This window comes from Pseudomonas sp. LTR0 (assembly GCF_036630035.1).
GTDB lineage: Bacteria > Pseudomonadota > Gammaproteobacteria > Pseudomonadales > Pseudomonadaceae > Aquipseudomonas > Aquipseudomonas putida_Y.
In genome coordinates this window covers 140492-161560 of the sequence record NZ_CP123734.1, presented here as the reverse complement: position 1 = coordinate 161560, position 21069 = coordinate 140492, and the positions used below count along the sequence as shown (strand labels likewise).

Genomic DNA, 21069 nt, shown 5'->3' with positions numbered 1-21069 from the left:
GTATCCGCCACTAGCAATATTGATAGTATTAATTAAGTCCCAGTGATTACCTGTCCGTCTCCTTCCACCCACCACCCAACGCCAGAAACACCCCAATCTGCCCCATTGCCACTTGGCTGTTCGCCGCCGCCAACTGCGCACGCATATCGGTATAGGTCCGCGTCGCCTGCAAATCCGCCAGGAACGACTCACGCCCCGCCTGGTAATACCGGTGCGTCTGATCCGCCGCTTCTTTCGCCGACCTCTCCGCCTCGGCCAGCGCATCGCGCCGATCGAGCAAGGCGCTGTACTGCGCCAACCGGGTCTGGGTCTCGCGAATGGCGTTCAGCACCACGCCATCGAAATGCGCCAGCGCCGCCTGGGTCGAGGCTTCGGCCATGCGAATGCGGGCACGGGTGCCGTTGGTGGGGATGCTCCAGCTGATCTGCGGGCCAAAACCCCAGCGGTTGGTCGAAGGCTCGCCAAGGTTCTCCAGGATACCGATGGTGCCAACCTGGGCGCCAATGCTGATGTCCGGGTACAAAGCGCCAGTGGCTACGCCAATATAGGCGGTGGCGGCAGCCAGTTGGCGTTCGGCCTGGCGCACGTCGGGGCGGCGCTTGAGCAGGGCCGCGCCATCGCCCACCGGGACCAGCTGGTTCAGGTGCGGCAGCTCGGCGCAATCGGCGGTACCGGCAGGCAACTGGTCGACCGGCTTGGCCAGCAGCGCGGCCAGGGTGTACATGCCCGTCTCGCGTTCGGCCTTGAAGCGTGGCAGTTCGGCACGCAAGGATTTGAACTGGGTCTGCGAGCGGGTGACCTGGGTTTCATCGCCACGCCCAGCATCGCGCAGGCGCTGGTTGAGTTTCACGCTTTGCTCCTGCAAATCGAGGGACTCACGGGCAATGTGGTATTCCTCGTTGGCCGAGCACACCTGGGTATAAGCCTTGACCACGTCCGCCACAAGCGTGATGCGGGCAGTGTCGGCAGCGGCCTGCACTGCGTCGGCATTTGCCTTGGCAGCCTCGGTACCACGCTTGAAGGTGCCCCACAGGTCGAACTGGTACGAGGCACTGATGATGGCCTCACCGATGTTGGCTACCGGCACCTTCTCAGGCTGCAGGAAGGCTTCGCCCGACTCTTGCAACCGCTGAGCGCCGAGTTTGACGCCACCGTTGAAGCCGCCTTGCGATTCCGCCACCTCCACCTGGGCGCGAGCTTTGGCGATGTTGGCCGCCGCCACGCGCAGTTCGGTGTTGGCACTCAGCGCCTGACGCACCAGCTCGTTCAGCCGCTGATCCTGATACAGCTGCCACCAGTCCTCGGGGACCGGCGCCGACACGACGCTGTCGGCATCCTGGCGCAGCGGGCCGTTCAGGTCATTGCGTTGCACGGCCGCATCCCCAGGCACCTCATAGTCGGGGCCCACCATCATGCAGGCCCCCAGCGACAGGCACAGGCCAGCCAGGATCAGCTGTTTCATGGGCGCTGGCCCTCGATGATCGACACCGTGGCAGTACGCCCGGCGATCATGCGGAAGTCTTGCGGCACTTCGTCAAAGGCGATGCGCACCGGAATGCGCTGGGCCAGGCGTACCCAACTGAACGCCGGGTTGACGTTGGGCAGCAGGTTGGCGCCACTGCTACGGTCGCGGTCTTCGATGCCAGCGGCAAAGCTCTGCACATGGCCGCGCAGGCGGGTATTGTCGCCCATCACACGGATGTCCACGGCATCGCCGATGTGTATACCGCCAAGCTTGGTTTCCTCGAAGTAGCCATCGACATGGTACGAGGCGCTATCGACCACCGACAGCACCGGGCGGCCGGCGGTGACGAACTCGTGGTTACGCGGCGCGCGGTCGTTGAGGTAGCCGTCTACCGGGCTGCGCACCACCGAGCGGTCAAGGTTGAGCTGGGCAGTATCGACAGCCACTTGCGCCTCGCTGACAGCCGAACGGGCACGGGCCTCGCGGGACTGGCTTTCTTCCAGTTGCTCCGCGGCCACCAGGTTGCCCAGCTTGCGGTTGCGCTGCGCTTCGCGGGAAGCCTGGGCGAGGGTCTCCTGGCGCTCGCCCAGGGTTGCCTTGGCTTGACGCAAGGCCAGGGTGAAGCGGTCCTGGTCGATGGTGAACAGCACGTCGCCGCGTTTGACGGTCTGGTTGTCACGCACCTCGACCTTCTGGATCAATCCCGACACATCGGGGGCGATCTGGATCACGTCGGCGCGTATGTGGCCGTCACGGGTCCAGGGGGCAAACATGTAGTAGACCACCATCTGCCACACGAGCACGGCGGCGAAGGTCACTACCAGCAAGGTCAGGACCACACGGCCCAAGGTCAGCATCGGTTTTTTCATGGCAGCATCAGGTTTCGGCAAAAGTGGTCCACCGCACCAAGCAGCACGGCATACAGAGCAACATTGAACAATGCCCGGTGCCAGACCAGGCGGTAGAAATGCAGGCGCACCAGCACCGCGTGCACCCCAAGGAACAGCAGGTAGGTGCCAAACATCATCACCAGCAGCGTGGGCAGGAACACCCCGCTGATATCCAGTTCACCAATCACAGGGGTGCTCCGTCGAGGCCGGGGGGCAGTTGCGGTTGTTCAGCTGGCTCGAGCATCACCTCCACACCCGGCAACAGCGCCAGGCGCAGGCCGCTCAGGGCATGCAGCAGGTGGGTGCGGGCATCGCCGCGCTCGTACAGCTCATCCAGGTTAAGCGCCAGGCGAGCGCGTTCCATGTTGCGTAACAGTGCGGCCGGGGCATGCAGGCGTTCGCCAGCACGCAGGCAAGCGGCGTAGTGCGCGCCGACTTCCTCGACCACAGTGTTCAGGCGCTCGCGAGCCTGCTGGCCGGCGCGCGGCATGTACGCCAGCAGGTCGAGCAGGTTCAATCCCACGCGCAGGTCGCGCAGCGCCACACCACTGTCCTGGCCGGTTTGCGACAGACGTGGCAGGTGCTGCATCAGGCGGTCGAGCATCTGTACGCCAACCTGGCGGTGTTCGGCCAACGTCGCAGGCTCGGTCATTTCAACGATGTCGCGCCAGGCGAAGCGGGTCATGCGCTTGGCCGCCAGCTCCACGCCGAACGGGCGCATCACCAGGGTCCAGATAAAGGCGAACAGGAGGCCCGCGGGGCCGGCAAGGTTGGAGTTGAGGAAGGTGAAGAAGTCGGCGTCGTAGGCGCCCTGGATGCTGATGAAGGTCGACGTGTTGACGATGGTCAGCAAGGTGCCCAGGTAGAAGCGCGGCTGTACAGTCAGGGTACCTATGCAGATGAAAGGTACGGCAAAGGCCAGCACCAGCATCGGGAAGTCGTGCAGGTTAGGCAGTACCAAAAACAGGTACAGACTGGAGAAGATGACCGACATCAGCGTCCAGAAAAAGAACCGGTAGATCTGCGGTGCTGGGTCGTCCATAGCGGCGAAGAAGCTACACGCAACTGCCGCGAGGATGACCGCACTGGCGCCGTCGTTCCAGCCCAGGCCGATCCACAGGCCGCAGGCGACCACGATAGCCAGGACCGTGGAGGCTACCGAGTACAGCATCAGGCCACGGTCGAAAAACGCTGTCAGGCGGCCCAGCCGCCAGTGGCGATACACCGCACGCCAAGGCTTGGCATCATCGGTACGCAGGGCGTGCTGCAGGGTGCAGCAGTCCTGCCACAGGTCGGCCCATTCGGTCAGGCGGTACAGGGCGTTGGACAACAGCAGCTCGGCGCGTTGGTCGAGGGCGGCTGTAGCGGGCTGCAGGCGGCCGATCTGCTCGTGCAACGTTGCCCAGTGCGCTACCGAAGCGCTGTCGGCGGTGCCTTTGAGCCATTCTCGAGCGGCTTCAAGCACGGGTTGAACCTGGGCAAACTGGGCCGGGGCGCGGCCTTCCAGGGCTACCAGTGCATCGTCGAGGGCGTCGATCACCGGCAGCAGATGGATCATCCGCCCGCGCAATTCGCGGGCGTTCTTCAGGGTATGCGGGCCGGCACCTTCGTGGGCGAGCTGACCGATCATCAGCTCCAGCGAGTTGAAGGTGGTGACTATCACCCCGCGCATCCCGCCGACCTTGTCGGCACTGACATCGCGGGCCAGGTAGGTGTCGCTGTAGCGAATCGCCTCGGTGAACCAGTTTCCGGTGGCACCGACTACCACCGGCGCCAGCCGGCGTGGCCAGAAGATAGCCCCGACGACTGCCGCGCAGACAATTCCCAAACAGATTTCCTGCGCGCGAGAAGAGGCCACATCGAACACTGCCAGCGGATTATCCACCACGGCCAGGGCAATCATCGGCAGGGTATAACCGGCCAGCATCAGCACGTAGTTGTTGGCCGTGCGCAGGTTCAGCGAAAGGAACAGCAAGGTGCCGGTCCACAGGGCGATGGCGATGCTCAACAACAAGGGTGACTGTACCAGCGGCGGCACCAGGAAGATCGCCCCGCCTGCGCCGAGCAACGTGCCCATGGCACGGTACAACGCCTTGGAGCTGGTCGGGCCGACGAACGGGCTGGAAACGATGTACACCGTAGCCATGGCCCAATAGGGGCGCGGCAGTTGCATGAGCAGAGCAATGTACAGGGCAATCATGGACGCGCCGAAGGTGCGCACACCGTAGAACCAGTCACGGGCCGGAGGGACAGAGCTGAAGAAACCGTTCATGCCACCCCGCCTGCGTTGCCCAGGCCGGCAGCCTCGAAGGCACGAAGCACACGCAAGGCAGCTTCCAGGTCGGCCTGATCGACACCGCCGAGCACATCGCGGCGCAAGCGCACCAGTTCGGCTTCGATGGCTTCGGCCAGGGCACGGCCTTCGGCCGTCAGGCTCAGTGCCTTGGCGCGGCGATCCAGTGGGTCCTCGCTGCGGCACACCAGGCCAGCTTTGCACAGTTGGTCAAGCAGGCGTACCAGCGACGGGCTTTCCAGGCCGGCAGCCTGGGCCACAGCCACCTGGTGCACGCCGTCGCCCAGGCGCACGATCATCAGCAGCGGCGCAGCGCAGGCCTCGGAAATGCCGTAGCCGGTCAAGGCGGTATGACAGATGCGCCGCCAGTGGCGGGCAGCAACCACCATGCCACTGCTGACTTGCAGGCGCAGGAGATCAAGGGACATGAAGAGAACCAAATATATTCATAGTTTGCTAACTATCAATATACGCCCCAACATCCCCCTGTCGTCAACAGGGGGCGACGGATAGCCGGGGGTTAAATGTTGTTCATTTTTCAGCCAGTGGTGACGCGCTTCGCGGGTAAGCCCGCACACAGGGGCTGCACCGGGTTCGGGATCTACGCAATCCCTGTGCAGCACTGGAGAGAAATACTCAGGGCTGGATCTGGTCTTCCAGCTTCATGGTCAAGGCCAATGTACTGCCCATCTGCACCGCCCGGTCCCGCCATTCCTGATACCGCACCGCATCACGGCTGCTGAAGTGCACCGCCAGCTCCTCTGCCGCCTGCACCACCCCCGCCGCTGCTGCCAGCTCAAGCCAGTACAGCGCTGCCTTGAGGTTGGCCTCTACGTGCAGCCCATGCATCAACCGGTAGCCCACTTCAAAACGACAACGCGCCTCGCCCTGTTCGGCGCCACGCATGAACCACTGGTAGGCCTGCACCAGGTCAACCTGCCACTCCAGGTCACCGTCGCACACCTCCTCCTCATACAGGTCACCCAGTGCAGCGGCCGCATGCAGCATGCCGCGGTCGAAGGCCTGCCGGTAACACTCCGCCGCCTGCACATAGGAAGGGTCGATGCCTTTGCCGAAGTAGTGTTGCTGCCCAAGGTTGAACCAGGCAGCAGCATTGCCCTGCAGGGCCGCCATGCGCAACAGGTGCCCGGCCAGCACGGTATCGGCCCGCCAGTACTTGCCGTTGAGCCAGATCCAGCCAAGATCGTTCAATGCGGACACGCTGCCTTGCAATGCCTGGCGCCGCAGGTCGACATACACCGCCTGCAGGTCGTTGGCCTCATCCAGGCGGTTGACCAGCAGTGACCGCTGGCTGGGCAAGCCCACACCGGAGAACAGCCGCTGTCGCCTTCCTGCAGGGGCAGGAGGGGCGATGACCCGCTCGGGCAGAAGGCGGGCAAGTAGCGAATGGATATTGCTGGCAACAGACATGTTCATCCTCATTGAACGACGCACAACCCCAACCTTCGGCTGTGATGAGGCGTGATTCTGCGTGATGTCACGTCAAAACCTGTCGCGAACGAACCGGCACGAGGCAACCAAATGCGACTTCCTTGATCTGAGCAGGCTGTGGCCAATTGCCATGCCCCTCGCATGCCGCCATCCTATTGCGGCAAGCCTAGACAAGGACGTTATCTTTTGCCGTTCGCCACCACTCGCGCCACCCTTAGCCGACAGTGGGCGCTGCTGCGCCAGTTGCCCAGCCGTTCCCCAGGCATAACCAGTGCCGAGCTGGTCTGGCGCCTGCGTGACGTGGGGTTCACGGTCAGCAAACGCACTGTCGAGCGTGACCTCAACGAGCTTTCGCTGATATTCCCGCTGGAGCGCAATGACAAGAGCATTCCGTTCGGTTGGCACTGGTCGGCCAGTGCCGTGGGCGAATTACGCGGTAACTTCGACTTGCTGACACATCTGCGAGGGGATGCGTTGCAACCCTCGCAGGGTGAGGGCGTGGAGCTGGTTGCTCGAATTAGCGATGCACTGGCGCGGCAGTTGCGGGATGCGCCGTTGAGCAGCGACATGCAGCTGACGGCACTGGAGCATGGGCATCGGTTACGCGGCACGGTAAGTGACGGCTGGCCATTACGCTGGTGGCTGTTAAGCCATGGGGACGGGGTGGTAGTAGAGCAGCCTGCCGGCTTGCGGGAAGAGATTGGCAAGATTCTGAGCAATGCGGCAGCTCAATACCAGAATTTTTAGCCTGTACCGGCCTCTTCGCTGGCACCGAACACCAGCCCGACGGCGACTGTCGCGGTGACCAGCCCACTGTCAGATCAGCCCACCCTGCTCTTCTTCGTCAATCAGGTTATTGAGGCTGCTGAGCGCCTTGCGCGCCGTGGAACGGTTGAGCAGCTTGGCCTGCGCGCCGGCGGGCAGGTCGGTGATCTTGAACACGCCCTTGGCGGTCAGCACGTCAATCAGGTCCTCGAGCACGCGGATCATGTCCAGATCGCTTTGCTTGAGCTGGTTGAGGCTGTTTTCCACAACATCATCGGCAAACCATTCCTGGATATCGGCATGGTCTGAAGGGAGTATTTCGGTGAACTGATCAAACGCGGCTGCTTCCACCCGCAGCAACTGGCCGGCGGCGTTGCGTTGCACGTAGAACATGGCGATGTCCCTCGTCACGTTGGTTCCTTGTTGGTAGACAGCAGCATAGGCAAAGATCGCCGGGCGCGCAGGCCCGGCGCCAGAGTATGCGCTGTTGGCGAGTGGCAGGAAAGAGCCGGGGCCGCTATGCGGCCCCGGTGGTCTATCAGCTGTCCTTGTTGTGGATGATGATGGTCGGGTCGGCACCGCTGATCAACGAGTTGATCGTCTGGTTGGACCAGTTAACCCCTTCCAGCTTGATGGTCACGTCGGCGTTGGCGATACCACCTTCGGCGTTGAGCTTGCCTTCGCTGCTGACTTGCAAGGTGGTCGTACCCTCCACCGTGGTGAGCTTCAGGTAGTTATCGATGGTGCTGCCCTTCTCGCCCTGGAGCAGGTCCTTCAGGTCGATACGGTCACCCTCGGCCTTGTTGAAGTCCTTGATCACGTCGTTACCAAGGTCGCCAGCCTTCCACACGAAGGTGTCGGCACCGCTGCCACCGATCAGGATATCGTCGCCATGGCCACCGATCAGGGTGTCATTGCCAGTACCGCCCAACAGGATGTCGTTACCTCTGCCACCATCTAGCGTGTCGTTACCACCTTGGCCGAAGAGGATGTCATTGCCATTGCCGCCCGACAGGATGTCGTTGCCGTCTTTGGCACCGGAGATATCGAACTCGGTGTAGTGCTCGGTGATGTACTGGTGAACATTGCTGGTAGTGACAGCGCTGACTTCAACACCACTCTTCTCTGCAACGTACGTCTGCAGGGCCTGGTAGCCCTCGCTGACCACACCGTTGAGGGTGATCAGGTCACCGAAGATGATGTCGTTGCCGTTACCGCCATCGATGGTGTCGGCACCTGGCACCGTCGCTTCGGAGTGACCGAGAATCGCCTTGGCCAAATCGGACGGGTCGATATTGGTCTGTGGCTTGCCGGCACTGTCGTAAGGTTTCAGATCGTTCAGCGTGACATCGCTGTTCAGGCCGATAGCCTGGACTTTGCTCAAGCCGTTAGTGCCACCGAGCACGTTGAAACTCGCCGTAGAGCCAGCAGCCGCTTCAGTGTAGCTCCACCCATTACCCCAGCCCGCTCGCGAGGAGATCTCGTAGGTACCATCACCTTGAGCATGGATGGTGCCCAGTTCGTAAGTGTCGACTCTGCCATTACTCTTGTACGTGTAGACGTACACAGTGCCATCACTGTCGATTTCGAACTTGTGCGTACTGTCGACCATGGTGCTGAACGTGTCACCAATCTTGTAGTTGTTGACGTTCACAACATCATCCAGATATTTGCCACCTGTCCACAGACGAGGGTTGGTCGACTCGTCACTCTGGTAGTAGGTCGGCTTGCCATCAGTGATGAAATAGGTGAGGTTCTCCGCACCAGAGTTGCTCAAGGCCATCGTGCTCTTGAAGAAGTTGGACGTGGTCTTGAACGCGTCCTCGTAGTTGGTACCGCCACCGTAGCTGGTCCCCCCAACCATCGAGTTCAATACCGCTTGCAGTTTGCTCAGGGCATTCGAATCGGCCAGATTCACCGCCACGTTCTTGTTGACCTGGCTATCGAAGTCGACGAGGAAGATGTTCACGGTACCCGAGGTGTCCGAGCCCAGGCTGGCCTTAAGCGAATTGAACACCGAGGCCAACTGCGTCTTGGCATCTGCAATCGACTTGTCGCTCATACTGCCCGAGCTGTCGACCATGAAGGCGATATTGTAATTCTTGCCCTGAACCACGTTCAGCCCTGATACGTCAGCAACGATGATGTCGTTGCCTTCACTACCGGTCATCGTGTCATTGCCCGAGGTACCCACACTTGCCTTGTAGGTCGCAGCGTACACCGTCACCGGGATATTGCCGGTGGTGATGGCCGAGCCGCCCAGGCTTTCGGTGGCAGTCGAGGTAACCGTGATGTCGAACGAGCCTTTGTAATAGGCCGGCGGGGTCAGCGTCAGGCTGCTGAGTTTCCAGCCTGTCACATCGACCGGGGCAGTACCAACCGTGACCGTGTGGCCTGCACCATCGCTCAACACGGTACCTTTCGGGATACCGCTGAGTGTCACGTTCAAGCTTTCGGAGCCGTCGGTGTCGGTCAGGGCGGTGGAAATACCGACCAGTTTCACCGAGCCACCCTCAGGCCCTTCGTTGAGCTTGTAGCCGTCGTAGTAGCTCTCACCGTTCACGGTGTGCAGGTCAGACACGCCCAGGCCGGCATTAGCCATCTCGGTAACGTTCTGGTACATCTTGACGTTCGAGCTGCTCAGGTCGGTAACGGCACCGGAGCCTACCTGGATGTTCAGGTCATAGCTGCCTGGGCCGGACTGGTTGGCATGGTAGACCTCGATCGGGTAGTAGCCGCTGGTATTCGGGGTAAAGGTACCCGACACCCCGCCACCGGCTCCCCAGGTGGCCGTGACTACAGTCTTGCCACCGATGGTGACCACGAAGCTGTCGTCGGCCGAACCACTGAAGGTATAGACCTTGCCGGCTTCCAGGTAGATCAGGCCAGACGTTTTTGAACCGGTGCCAGCGTTGACGCTGCCATCGGACTGCACGTTGGTAGTGGTGCTGCTGGAGTTGGCACTGCCGGAGTTGGCAAAGACCGCCTTCAGATTCTCGCCGGTAATGCCGTTGCCGCCAGTACCCAGGCCGTTGAGGCTTGTCCAGACTTCCTTGGTCAGCCCTTTGGACTCGATATCGGCGTTGCCGAAGCTCAGGGTCGGTTTGTCGGCAACCGGGCTGATATCGACCTTCATGGTCACTTCGCTGCCCAGGTTGGTGTCATCGTTTGGCTTGAACTTGAACTGGGCGTAGTCGGCCTTCTGGTTACCCACGCCATTACCACCGTAGTTGTCCGCCCCCGACTGGTTCAGGGCCGGAACGAACTTCAGGTGCTGGGCAGTGATATCTGCCTGGCTGACCACCTGGCCAGCGGCCACATTCACCCATGCAGTACCGTTGAAGAACTGCAGGTTGCCGGCGACCGGGAGCGAGGTGATGGTCACGGACAGGTTAGTGTTGCCATCGGCATCGGTGACTTTGAAATCACTCCAGGCAAACACGTAATCAGTGTCCTCCACGCCAAACACCGCGCCACCAGGCGAAACCGGCAGGTGATCATTGTCGAGAATGGTGGTCGTCACGCTCGATTTGCTGCTATCGACCTGCAGGTTCTCGAAGTTACCACCCGTGGCGGTTTCAATCTTCACGACGAAGTTTTCGGTACCTTCGACCAGCTTGTCGTCGATGGTAGCGATATTGAACGTCGTGCCTGTGCTGTTGGCCGGAATCTTCACGGTCGCAACACCGGTGAAGTCGTCACCGTTTTTGGCGGTACCGCTGTAGCTAAGGGTGATAGTGACTTCGGACTTGGACGCGTTGCTCAGGGTCAGCGTGTACTGGCCGGTTTCACCTTCGGTCAGAGAAGACGTGCCGGTAATACCGACGGTGGTGACGTCACCCTGATTGCCGGTGCCCGGAGTTCCCGTACCTGGTTCGTCGGTCACGGCGGTGCTGACCGGGGTCTTGTCCAGCGTCAGTTGCTCGAACTTGCCGACATCCGCGCCTTCAACGGTTGCGATCGATTTGATCACAGGGTCGTTGGTACCGACGTAGACGTTGTCCGGGGCAGTCACGGTGGCAGTGCCCACGGTACCGTTGGCCGGTACGGTGATGACTGTGGTGCCGTCGCTCAGCGTGAAGGTCAAGGCGCTGTGATTGTTGATCGGCAGGCCGTCTTGGTTGGTCAGCGTGATGGTGTAGGTGATCTCGCCGCCTTCGGTCACCGAAGGGGTCGCAGTCAGCTTGGCCACCACTTCGTCGGTGGTGTCGGTCACTTGAACCGAAGCCGCACCGCCGAGTTCCAGGTTCTCGAAGGTCGCACCAGTGGCGTCCTCCGCCGAGTTGATACCCAGGCTGATCTGACCTGCGTCGTTGTAGACGTCATCGCCTTGTGCCGTGTGCTCGTATGGCGCGCTGGTGTCGCCAGCCTTGATGGTGACCTGGGCGTTGTTGCTCAGGGTCACGACCAGGTCGTGGTCCAGCGGCTGGTTGACGTGCACGGTGAAGGTCGGTTTGACGTTCTCGGCTACCGAAGTCTGGTCGGCCGTGATGGTGACCTTCACCAGATCGCCTTCGTTGTTGCCGCCCGGGTTACCTGGGGTACCTGGCTCGTCAGTGACCGCAGTGCTGACCGGGGTCTTGTCGAGTGTCAGTTGCTCGAACTTGCCGACATCCGCGCCTTCAACGGTTGCGATCGACTTCACGACAGCGTCGTTGGTGCCGACGTAGACGTTGTCCGGAGCAGTCACGGTGGCTGTGCCCACGGTACCGTTGGCCGGCACGGTGATGACGGTGGTGCCGTCGCTCAGCGTGAAGGTCAAGGCACTGTGATTGTTGATCGGCAGACCGTCTTTGTTGGTCAGCGTGATGGTGTAGGTGATCTCGCCGCCTTCGGTGACCGAAGGGGTCGCGGTCAGCTTGGCCACCACTTCGTCGGTGGTGTCGGTCACTTGAACCGAAGCCGCACCGCCGAGTTCCAGGTTCTCGAAGGTCGCACCAGTGGCGTCCTCCGCCGAGTTGATACCCAGGCTGATCTGACCTGCGTCGTTGTAGACGTCATCGCCTTGTGCCGTGTGCTCGTATGGCGCGCTGGTGTCGCCAGCCTTGATGGTGACCTGGGCGTTGTTGCTCAGGGTCACGACCAGGTCGTGGTCCAGCGGCTGGTTGACGTGCACGGTGAAGGTCGGTTTGACGTTCTCGGCTACCGAAGTCTGGTCGGCCGTGATGGTGACCTTGACCAGGTCGCCTTCGTTGTTGCCGCCCGGGTTACCTGGGGTACCTGGCTCGTCAGTGACCGCTGTGCTGACCGGGGTCTTGTCGAGTGTCAGTTGCTCGAACTTGCCAACATCTGCGCCGTCAACGGTAGCGATCGACTTCACGACAGCGTCGTTGGTACCGACGTAGACGTTGTCCGGGGCAGTCACGGTGGCAGTGCCCACGGTACCGTTGGCCGGTACGGTGATGACGGTGGTGCCGTCGCTCAGCGTGAAGGTCAAGGCACTGTGGTTGTTGATCGGCAGGCCGTCTTGGTTGGTCAGCGTGATGGTGTAGGTGATCTCGCCGCCTTCGGTCACCGAAGGGGTGGCAGTCAGCTTCGCCACGACCTCGTCAGTGGTGTCGGTGACATCCACCTTCGCAGCACCGCCCAACTCGAGGTTTTCGAAGGTGCGACCGTCGACATCCACAGCGGAGGTGATACCCAGGCTGATCTGGCCAGCATCGTTGTAGACGTCATCGCCTTGTGCCGTGTGCTCGTATGGCGCGCTGGTGTCGCCAGCCTTGATGGTGACCTGGGCGTTGTTGCTCAGGGTCACGACCAGGTCGTGGTCCAGCGGCTGGTTGACGTGCACGGTGAAGGTCGGTTTGACGTTCTCGGCTACCGAAGTCTGGTCGGCCGTGATGGTGACCTTGACCAGGTCGCCTTCGTTGTTGCCGCCCGGGTTACCTGGGGTACCTGGCTCGTCAGTGACCGCTGTGCTGACCGGGGTCTTGTCGAGTGTCAGTTGCTCGAACTTGCCAACATCTGCGCCGTCAACGGTAGCGATCGACTTCACGACAGCGTCGTTGGTACCGACGTAGACGTTGTCCGGGGCAGTCACGGTGGCAGTGCCCACGGTACCGTTGGCCGGTACGGTGATGACGGTGGTGCCGTCGCTCAGCGTGAAGGTCAAGGCACTGTGGTTGTTGATCGGCAGGCCGTCTTGGTTGGTCAGCGTGATGGTGTAGGTGATCTCGCCGCCTTCGGTCACCGAAGGGGTGGCAGTCAGCTTCGCCACGACCTCGTCAGTGGTGTCGGTGACATCCACCTTCGCAGCACCGCCCAACTCGAGGTTTTCGAAGGTGCGACCGTCGACATCCACAGCGGAGGTGATACCCAGGCTGATCTGGCCAGCATCGTTGTAGACGTCATCGCCTTGTGCCGTGTGCTCGTATGGCGCGCTGGTGTCGCCAGCCTTGATGGTGACCTGGGCGTTGTTGCTCAGGGTCACGACCAGGTCGTGGGCCAGGGCGGTATTGATGTGCACGGTGAACGTCGGTTTGACGTTCTCGGCTACCGAAGTCTGGTCGGCCGTGATGGTGACCTTGACCAGGTCGCCTTCGTTGTTGCCGCCCGGGTTACCTGGGGTACCTGGCTCGTCAGTGACCGCTGTGCTGACCGGGGTCTTGTCGAGTGTCAGTTGCTCGAACTTGCCAACATCTGCGCCGTCAACGGTAGCGATCGACTTCACGACAGCGTCGTTGGTACCGACGTAGACGTTGTCCGGGGCAGTCACGGTGGCAGTGCCCACGGTACCGTTGGCCGGTACGGTGATGACGGTGGTGCCGTCGCTCAGCGTGAAGGTCAAGGCACTGTGGTTGTTGATCGGCAGGCCGTCTTGGTTGGTCAGCGTGATGGTGTAGGTGATCTCGCCGCCTTCGGTCACCGAAGGGGTGGCAGTCAGCTTCGCCACGACCTCGTCAGTGGTGTCGGTGACATCCACCTTCGCAGCACCGCCCAACTCGAGGTTTTCGAAGGTGCGACCGTCGACATCCACAGCGGAGGTGATACCCAGGCTGATCTGGCCAGCATCGTTGTAGACGTCATCGCCTTGTGCCGTGTGCTCGTATGGCGCGCTGGTGTCGCCAGCCTTGATGGTGACCTGGGCGTTGTTGCTCAGGGTCACGACCAGGTCGTGGGCCAGGGCGGTATTGATGTGCACGGTGAACGTCGGTTTGACGTTCTCGGCTACCGAGGTCTGGTCGGCCGTGATAGTGACCTTGACGATGTCGCCTTCGTTGTTGCCGCCCGGGTTGCCTGGGGTACCTGGCTCGTCGGTCACCTCGGTGCTGACCGGCGTCTTGTCCAGGTTCAGGTTTTCGAACTTCCACGCATCTGCGCCGCTGACGGCGTCGATGGCATTGACCACCGGCTGGTTAGCGCCGACATAGACGTTGTCCGGGGCGGTTGCAGTGGCCGAGCCCGTAGTGCTGTTCGCTGCCACGACAACAGTAGTGCCGTCGGTCAGCTTGAAGTACAGCTCCGAGTGGTTGTTGATCGGCAGACCATCTTTGTTGGTCAGCGTAATGGTGTAGGTGATCTCACCACCTTCGGTCACCGAAGGAGTCGCGGTCAGCTTGGCCACCACTTCGTCGAGGGTGTCAGTCACTTGAACCGAAGCGGCACCGCCCAGTTCCAGGTTCTCGAAGGTCGCACCAGTGGCGTCCTCCGCCGAATTGATACCCAGGCTGATTTCGCCAGCATCCTGATAGACGTCGTCACCTTGCGCATCGTGCTCGTACGGAGCGCTGGTATCGCCAGCCTTGATGGTGACCTGGGCGTTGTTGCTCAGGGTCACGACCAGGTCGTGGTCCAGCGGTTGGTTGACGTGCACGGTGAACGTCGGTTTGACGTTCTCGGCTACCGACATCTGGTCAGCAGTAATAGTGACCTTGACGATGTCGCCTTCGTTGCCCGGCGTACCTGGCTCGTCGGTCACCTCGGTGCTGACCGGCGTCTTGTCCAGGTTCAGGTTTTCGAACTTCCACGCATCTGCGCCGCTGACGGCGTCGATGGCATTGACCACCGGCTGGTTAGCACCGACATAGACGTTGTCCGGGGCGGTTGCAGTGGCCGAGCCTGTGGTGCTGTTCGCTGCCACGACAACAGTAGTGCCGTCGGTCAGCTTGAAGTACAGCTCCGAGTGGTTGTTGATCGGCAAGCCGTCTTTGTTGGTCAGCGTAATGGTGTAGGTAATCTCGCCGCCTTCGGTCACCGAAGGGGTCGCGGTCAGCTTGGCCACCACCTCGTCGAGGGTGTCAGTCACTTGAACCGAAGCTGCACCGCCGAGTTCCAGGTTCTCGAAGGTCGCACCAGTGGCGTCCTCCGCCGAATTGATACCCAGGCTGATTTCGCCAGCATCCTGATAGACGTCGTCACCTTGCGCATCGTGCTCGTACGGAGCGCTGGTATCGCCAGCCTTGATGGTGACCTGGGCGTTGTTGCTCAGGGTCACGACCAGGTCGTGGTCCAGCGGCTGGTTGACGTGCACGGTGAACGTCGGTTTGACGTTCTCGGCTACCGACATCTGGTCTGCAGTAATAGTGACCTTGACGATGTCGCCTTCGTTGCCCGGCGTACCTGGCTCGTCGGTCACCTCGGTGCTGACCGGCGTCTTGTCCAGGTTCAGGTTTTCGAACTTCCACGCATCTGCGCCGCTGACGGCGTCGATGGCATTGACCACCGGCTGGTTAGCACCGACATAGACGTTGTCCGGGGCGGTTGCAGTGGCCGAGCCTGTGGTGCTGTTCGCTGCCACGACAACAGTAGTGCCGTCGGTCAGCTTGAAGTACAGCTCCGAGTGGTTGTTGATCGGCAAGCCGTCTTTGTTGGTCAGCGTAATGGTGTAGGTAATCTCGCCGCCTTCGGTCACCGAAGGGGTCGCGGTCAGCTTGGCCACCACCTCGTCGAGGGTGTCAGTCACTTGAACCGAAGCTGCACCGCCGAGTTCCAGGTTCTCGAAGGTCGCACCAGTGGCGTCCTCCGCCGAATTGATACCCAGGCTGATTTCGCCAGCATCCTGATAGACGTCGTCACCTTGCGCATCGTGCTCGTACGGAGCGCTGGTATCGCCAGCCTTGATGGTGACCTGGGCGTTGTTGCTCAGGGTCACGACCAGGTCGTGGTCCAGCGGCTGGTTGACGTGCACGGTGAACGTCGGTTTGACGTTCTCGGCTACCGAAGTCTGGTCGGCCGTGATGGTGATCTTCACCAGATCGCCTTCGTTGTTGCCGCCCGGGTTACCTGGGGTACCTGGCTCGTCAGTGACCGCAGTGCTGACCGGGGTCTTGTCGAGTGTCAGTTGCTCGAACTTGCCGACATCCGCGCCTTCAACGGTTGCGATCGACTTCACGACAGCGTCGTTGGTGCCGACGTAGACGTTGTCCGGAGCAGTCACGGTGGCTGTGCCCACGGTACCGTTGGCCGGCACGGTGATGACGGTGGTGCCGTCGCTCAGCGTGAAGGTCAAGGCACTGTGATTGTTGATCGGCAGACCGTCTTTGTTGGTCAGCGTGATGGTGTAGGTGATCTCGCCGCCTTCGGTCACCGAAGGGGTCGCGGTCAGCTTGGCCACCACTTCGTCGGTGGTGTCGGTCACTTGAACCGAAGCCGCACCGCCGAGTTCCAGGTTCTCGAAGGTCGCACCAGTGGCGTCCTCCGCCGAGTTGATACCCAGGCTGATCTGACCTGCGTCGTTGTAGACGTCATCGCCTTGTGCGTCGTGAGTGTACGGCGCGCTGGTATCACCGGCCTTGATGGTGACCTGGGCATTGTTGCTCAGGGTCACGACCAGGTCGTGGTCCAGCGGTTGGTTGACGTGCACGGTGAACGTCGGTTTGACGTTCTCGGCCACCGAGGTTTGGTCGGCCGTGATAGTGACCTTGACGATGTCGCCTTCGTTGTTGCCGCCCGGGTTGCCTGGGGTGCCTGGCTCGTCGGTCACCTCGGTGCTGACCGGCGTCTTGTCCAGGTTCAGGTTTTCGAACTTCCACGCATCTGCGCCGCTGACGGCGTCGATGGCATTGACCACCGGCTGGTTAGCGCCGACATAGACGTTGTCCGGGGCGGTTGCAGTAGCCGAGCCCGTGGTGCTGTTCGCCGCCACGACAACAGTAGTGCCGTCGGTCAGCTTGAAGTACAGCTCCGAGTGGTTGTTGATCGGCAAGCCGTCTTTGTTGGTCAGCGTAATGGTGTAGGTGATCTCGCCGCCTTCGGTCACCGAAGGGGTCGCGGTCAGTTTGGCCACCACTTCGTCGAGGGTGTCAGTCACTTGAACCGAAGCCGCACCGCCCAACTCGAGGTTTTCGAAGGTCGCACCAGTGGCGTCCGCCGCCGAATTGATACCCAGGCTGATTTCGCCAGCATCCTGATAGACGTCGTCACCTTGCGCATCGTGCTCGTACGGAGCGCTGGTATCTCCAGCCTTGATGGTGACCTGGGCGTTGTTGCTCAGGGTCACGACCAGGTCGTGGTCCAGCGGTTGGTTGACGTGCACGGTGAACGTCGGTTTGACGTTCTCGGCCACCGAGGTTTGGTCGGCCGTGATAGTGACCTTGACGATGTCGCCTTCGTTGTTGCCGCCCGGGTTGCCTGGGGTGCCTGGCTCGTCGGTCACCTCGGTGCTGACCGGCGTCTTGTCCAGGTTCAGGTTTTCGAACTTCCACGCATCTGCGCCGCTGACGGCGTCGATGGCATTGACCACCGGCTGGTTAGCGCCGACATAGACGTTGTCCGGGGCGGTTGCAGTGGCCGAGCCCGTGGTGCTGTTCGCCGCCACGACAACAGTAGTGCCGTCGGTCAGCTTGAAGTACAGCTCCGAGTGGTTGTTGATCGGCAAGCCGTCTTTGTTGGTCAGCGTAATGGTGTAGGTGATCTCGCCGCCTTCGGTGACCGAAGGGGTTGCGGTCAGTTTTGCGACAACTTCGCTGATAGTGTCCGAGATTTCAACGGTGGCCGGTCCCCCCAAGGCCAGCTGCTCGAAGGTGGCACCCGGAACTGTAGCGTCGGTAACACTGAGCGTGATGGAGCCTGCATCGAGATAGACGTCATCGCCCTGAGCCGAGGTCTTGTACTCGACTTCGGTCTTACCGGCTTCGATCGTTACGACGTCGCCGTTTGACAGGGTTACGGTCATCGGACGGTCCAGCGCCTGGCTTACTTTCACAGTAAAGGAAGGCTGCTGGTCTTCGGTCACATTGCCATTGCTAACAATGCTTACAGTGACGGTATCGATGCTGTCATTGATGACCGTCGAGGCTGGAGTCGGATTCGGGGTCAGTTGCTCGAAGTTGCCGCCCGTGGCGTTCTCGATGGTGACGCTGACGGTCGAACCGTTGTTGTAGACGTCATTCGCCGGGGTCTGGAAGTCGACACTGCCCTGGGTTTTGCCGGCTTCAACGGTGATGGTCTGGCCGTTGGACAGAGTCACGGTGACTGGAGTCTGGGCAGGATTGCTCAGGGTCACGGTGTAGGTGATCACGCCGCCTTCGGTGACCGATGGGCTCGCCGTCAAGGTCGCAGTGGTGGTGTCGACCGAGTCGTTGATCGTGGTCTGAGCCGGTGTCGGGTTCGGGGTCAGTTGCTCGAAGTTGCCGCCCGTGGCGTTCTCGATGGTGACGCTGACAGTCGAACCGTTGTTGTAGACGTCATTCGCCGGGGTCTGGAAGTCGACACTGCCCTGAGTCTTGCCGGCTTCAACGGTGATGGTCTGGCCGTTCGACAGGGTCACGGTCACCGGAGTCTGGGCAGGGTTGCTCAGGGTCACGGTGTAGGTGATCACGCCACCCTCGGTCACGCTTGGCGAGGCGGTCAGGGTCGCTGTGGTGGTGTCGACCGAGTCGTTGATCGTGGTCTGAGCCGGTGTCGGGTTCGGGGTCAGTTGCTCGAAGTTGCCGCCCGTGGCGTTCTCGATGGTGACGCTGACGGTCGAACCGTTGTTGTAGACGTCATTCGCCGGGGTCTGGAAGTCAACGCTACCCTGGGTTTTGCCGGCTTCAACGGTGATGGTCTGGCCGTTCGACAGGGTCACGGTGACTGGAGTCTGGGCAGGATTGCTCAGGGTCACGGTGTAGGTGATCACGCCGCCTTCGGTGACCGACGGGCTCGCCGTCAAGGTCGCAGTGGTGGTGTCGACCGAGTCGTTGATCGTGGTCTGAGCCGGGGTCGGGTTCGGGGTCAGTTGCTCGAAGTTGCCGCCCGTGGCGTTCTCGATGGTGACGCTGACGGTCGAACCGTTGTTGTAGACGTCATTTGCCGGGGTCTGGAAGTCGACACTGCCCTGGGTTTTGCCGGCTTCAACGGTGATGGTCTGGCCGTTGGACAGGGTCACGGTAACTGGAGTCTGGGCAGGATTGCTCAGGGTCACGGTGTAGGTGATCACGCCGCCTTCGGTCACGCTTGGCGAGGCAGTCAGGGTCGCAGTGGTGGTGTCGACCGAGTCGTTGATCGTGGTCTGAGCCGGGGTCGGGTTCGGGGTCAGTTGCTCGAAGTTACCGCCCGTGGCGTTCTCGATGGTGACGCTGACGGTCGAACCGTTGTTGTAGACGTCATTGGCCGGGGTCTGGAAGTCGACGCTGCCTTGGGTCTTGCCGGCTTCAACGGTGATGACCTGGCCGTTGGACAGGGTAACGGTCACCGGAGTCTGGGCAGGGTTGCTCAGGGTCACGGTGTAGGTGATCACGCCGCCTTCGGTCACGCTTGGCGAGGCGGTCAGGGTCGCGGTGGTGGCATCGACCGAGTCGTTGATCGTGGTCTGAGCCGGGGTCGGGTTCGGGGTCAGTTGCTCGAAGTTGCCGCCCGTGGCGTTCTCGATGGTGACGCTGACGGTCGAACCGTTGTTGTAGACGTCATTGGCCGGGGTCTGGAAGTCGACGCTGCCTTGGGTCTTGCCGGCTTCAACGGTGATGACCTGGCCGTTGGACAGGGTAACGGTCACCGGAGTCTGGGCAGGGTTGCTCAGGGTCACGGTGTAGGTGATCACGCCGCCTTCGGTCACGCTTGGCGAGGCGGTCAGGGTCGCGGTGGTGGCATCGACCGAGTCGTTGATCGTGGTCTGAGCCGGGGTCGGGTTCGGGGTCAGTTGCTCGAAGTTGCCGCCCGTGGCGTTCTCGATGGTGACGCTGACGGTCGAACCATTGTTGTAGACGTCATTCGCCGGGGTCTGGAAGTCGACACTGCCCTGAGTCTTGCCGGCTTCAACGGTGATGGTCTGGCCGTTCGACAGGGTCACGGTCACCGGAGTCTGGGCAGGGTTGCTCAGGGTCACGGTGTAGGTGATCACGCCACCCTCGGTCACGCTTGGCGAGGCGGTCAGGGTCGCAGTTGTGGTGTCGATTGTATCGGTCACTTGGGTAACCGCTGGCGTTTGCGGCAATGTCACCGTCAGACCGCCACCACCGGTACTGCCTGTCACGGTCGCCGAAATCTGGCTCCCGTCGATGTAGGGAGTGTCATTTGCCGGAACTACGACGTTGACGCTTCCACTGGTCTGCCCGGCCGGAATGACGATCACGGCACCGTTGGACAGAGTAATTACCAGGTTGGTGGTCGGAGCCTGACCAACGGTGGCGGTATAAACGATTACGCCACCCGCTTCACTGATAGAAGGGGTTGCGCCAAGAATCAGATCAGTAGCGACGTTGGTATCCGTCGTGGGTGTGGTCACCAGGTTGTTGCCGTTGGTGTCCAGCAGGCCCACTTCTTCGCTATCGAGTACGCCCGCAAAGCCCAGCCCATCAGTCGGGAAGCCGACCGTCGGGTCAACTCGGCCAGCCGTTTCTTCGAGCATCACGAAGCTGTGGCCACCGCCCAGCGCACCACCACCCGCTGATGACGGGCCAGCGGCGGTAGCTTCAAGCTCAGTAGTCGGGTCAACACCAGCAGCAATAGCCTGCTGCAGCTCTTCCACCGAAGGCGCGGCCTGCGCTGCAGCCTGGCTCAGGTCGGTACTGCTGTCAGGCGCGTCGGCGCTCCATTGGCTGTCACGGCCCAGATCGAGCATACGGCCATCAGCCAGCTCCAGAGTAACTGCGCCACCAGGACCGGTGAGCACTTCCTCACCGGTCAATAGGCGGTCACCTTCGATAAGTACACGCCGGATGCCCTCTGGGGATACCGCAATAACCTGGCCGACAATGCTTTTGACGATGGCTACAACGCTGCTCATTGGACTCTCCGTGTGACCCGATGGGTACTTCCCTGCCAGAGCGGCGCTTGATAGCCACTTC

General features: G+C 61.4%; 9 protein-coding genes. 1 reads left to right on the top strand and 8 read right to left on the bottom strand.

Annotation, left to right across the window (positions count from 1 at the left end; genetic code table 11):
• Positions 1–46: 46 nt before the first annotated feature.
• The 6 genes from QCL51_RS00700 to QCL51_RS00675 all read right to left on the bottom strand — a co-directional run bounded on the left by QCL51_RS00700 (position 47) and on the right by QCL51_RS00675 (position 6079).
• A complete protein-coding gene (locus QCL51_RS00700; RefSeq protein ID WP_021782546.1) occupies positions 47–1462 on the bottom strand; it encodes a TolC family protein in 1416 nt (471 codons plus the stop codon).
• Positions 1459–2334, bottom strand: coding sequence for an HlyD family secretion protein (locus tag QCL51_RS00695; protein WP_003255903.1), 876 nt, complete (start codon positions 2332–2334; stop codon positions 1459–1461). The genes QCL51_RS00700 and QCL51_RS00695 overlap by 4 nt, the downstream gene beginning before the upstream one ends.
• The gene (locus QCL51_RS00690; protein WP_003255905.1) at positions 2331–2543 is read right to left on the bottom strand and encodes a DUF1656 domain-containing protein; all 213 of its coding nucleotides are present in this window, start codon (positions 2541–2543) and stop codon (positions 2331–2333) included. The genes QCL51_RS00695 and QCL51_RS00690 overlap by 4 nt, the downstream gene beginning before the upstream one ends.
• Complete coding sequence (locus QCL51_RS00685; protein WP_338444521.1) at positions 2540–4627, bottom strand: FUSC family protein; 2088 nt, start codon at positions 4625–4627, stop codon at positions 2540–2542. Before QCL51_RS00685 ends, QCL51_RS00690 begins: the two co-directional genes overlap by 4 nt.
• A complete protein-coding gene (locus QCL51_RS00680) occupies positions 4624–5076 on the bottom strand; it encodes a MarR family transcriptional regulator (protein ID WP_021782544.1) in 453 nt (150 codons plus the stop codon). Before QCL51_RS00680 ends, QCL51_RS00685 begins: the two co-directional genes overlap by 4 nt.
• Before the next feature lie 208 nt (positions 5077–5284).
• Positions 5285–6079 (bottom strand): tetratricopeptide repeat protein, encoded by a 795-nt coding sequence (locus QCL51_RS00675; RefSeq protein ID WP_017147865.1) that lies wholly within the window; start codon positions 6077–6079, stop codon positions 5285–5287.
• A gap of 207 nt (positions 6080–6286) precedes the next feature.
• Between QCL51_RS00675 and QCL51_RS00670 the strand changes: the two genes are divergently transcribed.
• The gene (locus QCL51_RS00670; protein ID WP_021782543.1) at positions 6287–6847 is read left to right on the top strand and encodes a WYL domain-containing protein; all 561 of its coding nucleotides are present in this window, start codon (positions 6287–6289) and stop codon (positions 6845–6847) included.
• 69 nt (positions 6848–6916) lie between these two features.
• Here the strand turns inward: QCL51_RS00670 and QCL51_RS00665 are convergent, their stop codons facing one another.
• Positions 6917–7258: a hypothetical protein gene (locus tag QCL51_RS00665; protein ID WP_021782542.1), complete on the bottom strand. Its 342-nt coding sequence runs from the start codon at positions 7256–7258 to the stop codon at positions 6917–6919.
• 145 nt (positions 7259–7403) lie between these two features.
• Entirely contained in the window at positions 7404–21008 is a 13605-nt protein-coding gene (locus tag QCL51_RS00660; protein ID WP_338444516.1) for a retention module-containing protein, read from the bottom strand.
• Between the last annotated feature and the right edge of the window lie 61 nt (positions 21009–21069).

Coding starts and splice junctions, on each gene's coding strand:
- QCL51_RS00700 (WP_021782546.1), bottom strand. CDS start 1,462: ATGAAACAGCTGATCCTGGCTGGCCTGTGCCTGTCGCTGGGGGCCTGC.
- QCL51_RS00695 (WP_003255903.1), bottom strand. CDS start 2,334: ATGAAAAAACCGATGCTGACCTTGGGCCGTGTGGTCCTGACCTTGCTG.
- QCL51_RS00685 (WP_338444521.1), bottom strand. CDS start 4,627: ATGAACGGTTTCTTCAGCTCTGTCCCTCCGGCCCGTGACTGGTTCTAC.
- QCL51_RS00680 (WP_021782544.1), bottom strand. CDS start 5,076: ATGTCCCTTGATCTCCTGCGCCTGCAAGTCAGCAGTGGCATGGTGGTT.
- QCL51_RS00675 (WP_017147865.1), bottom strand. CDS start 6,079: ATGTCTGTTGCCAGCAATATCCATTCGCTACTTGCCCGCCTTCTGCCC.
- QCL51_RS00665 (WP_021782542.1), bottom strand. CDS start 7,258: ATGTTCTACGTGCAACGCAACGCCGCCGGCCAGTTGCTGCGGGTGGAA.
- QCL51_RS00660 (WP_338444516.1), bottom strand. CDS start 21,008: ATGAGCAGCGTTGTAGCCATCGTCAAAAGCATTGTCGGCCAGGTTATT.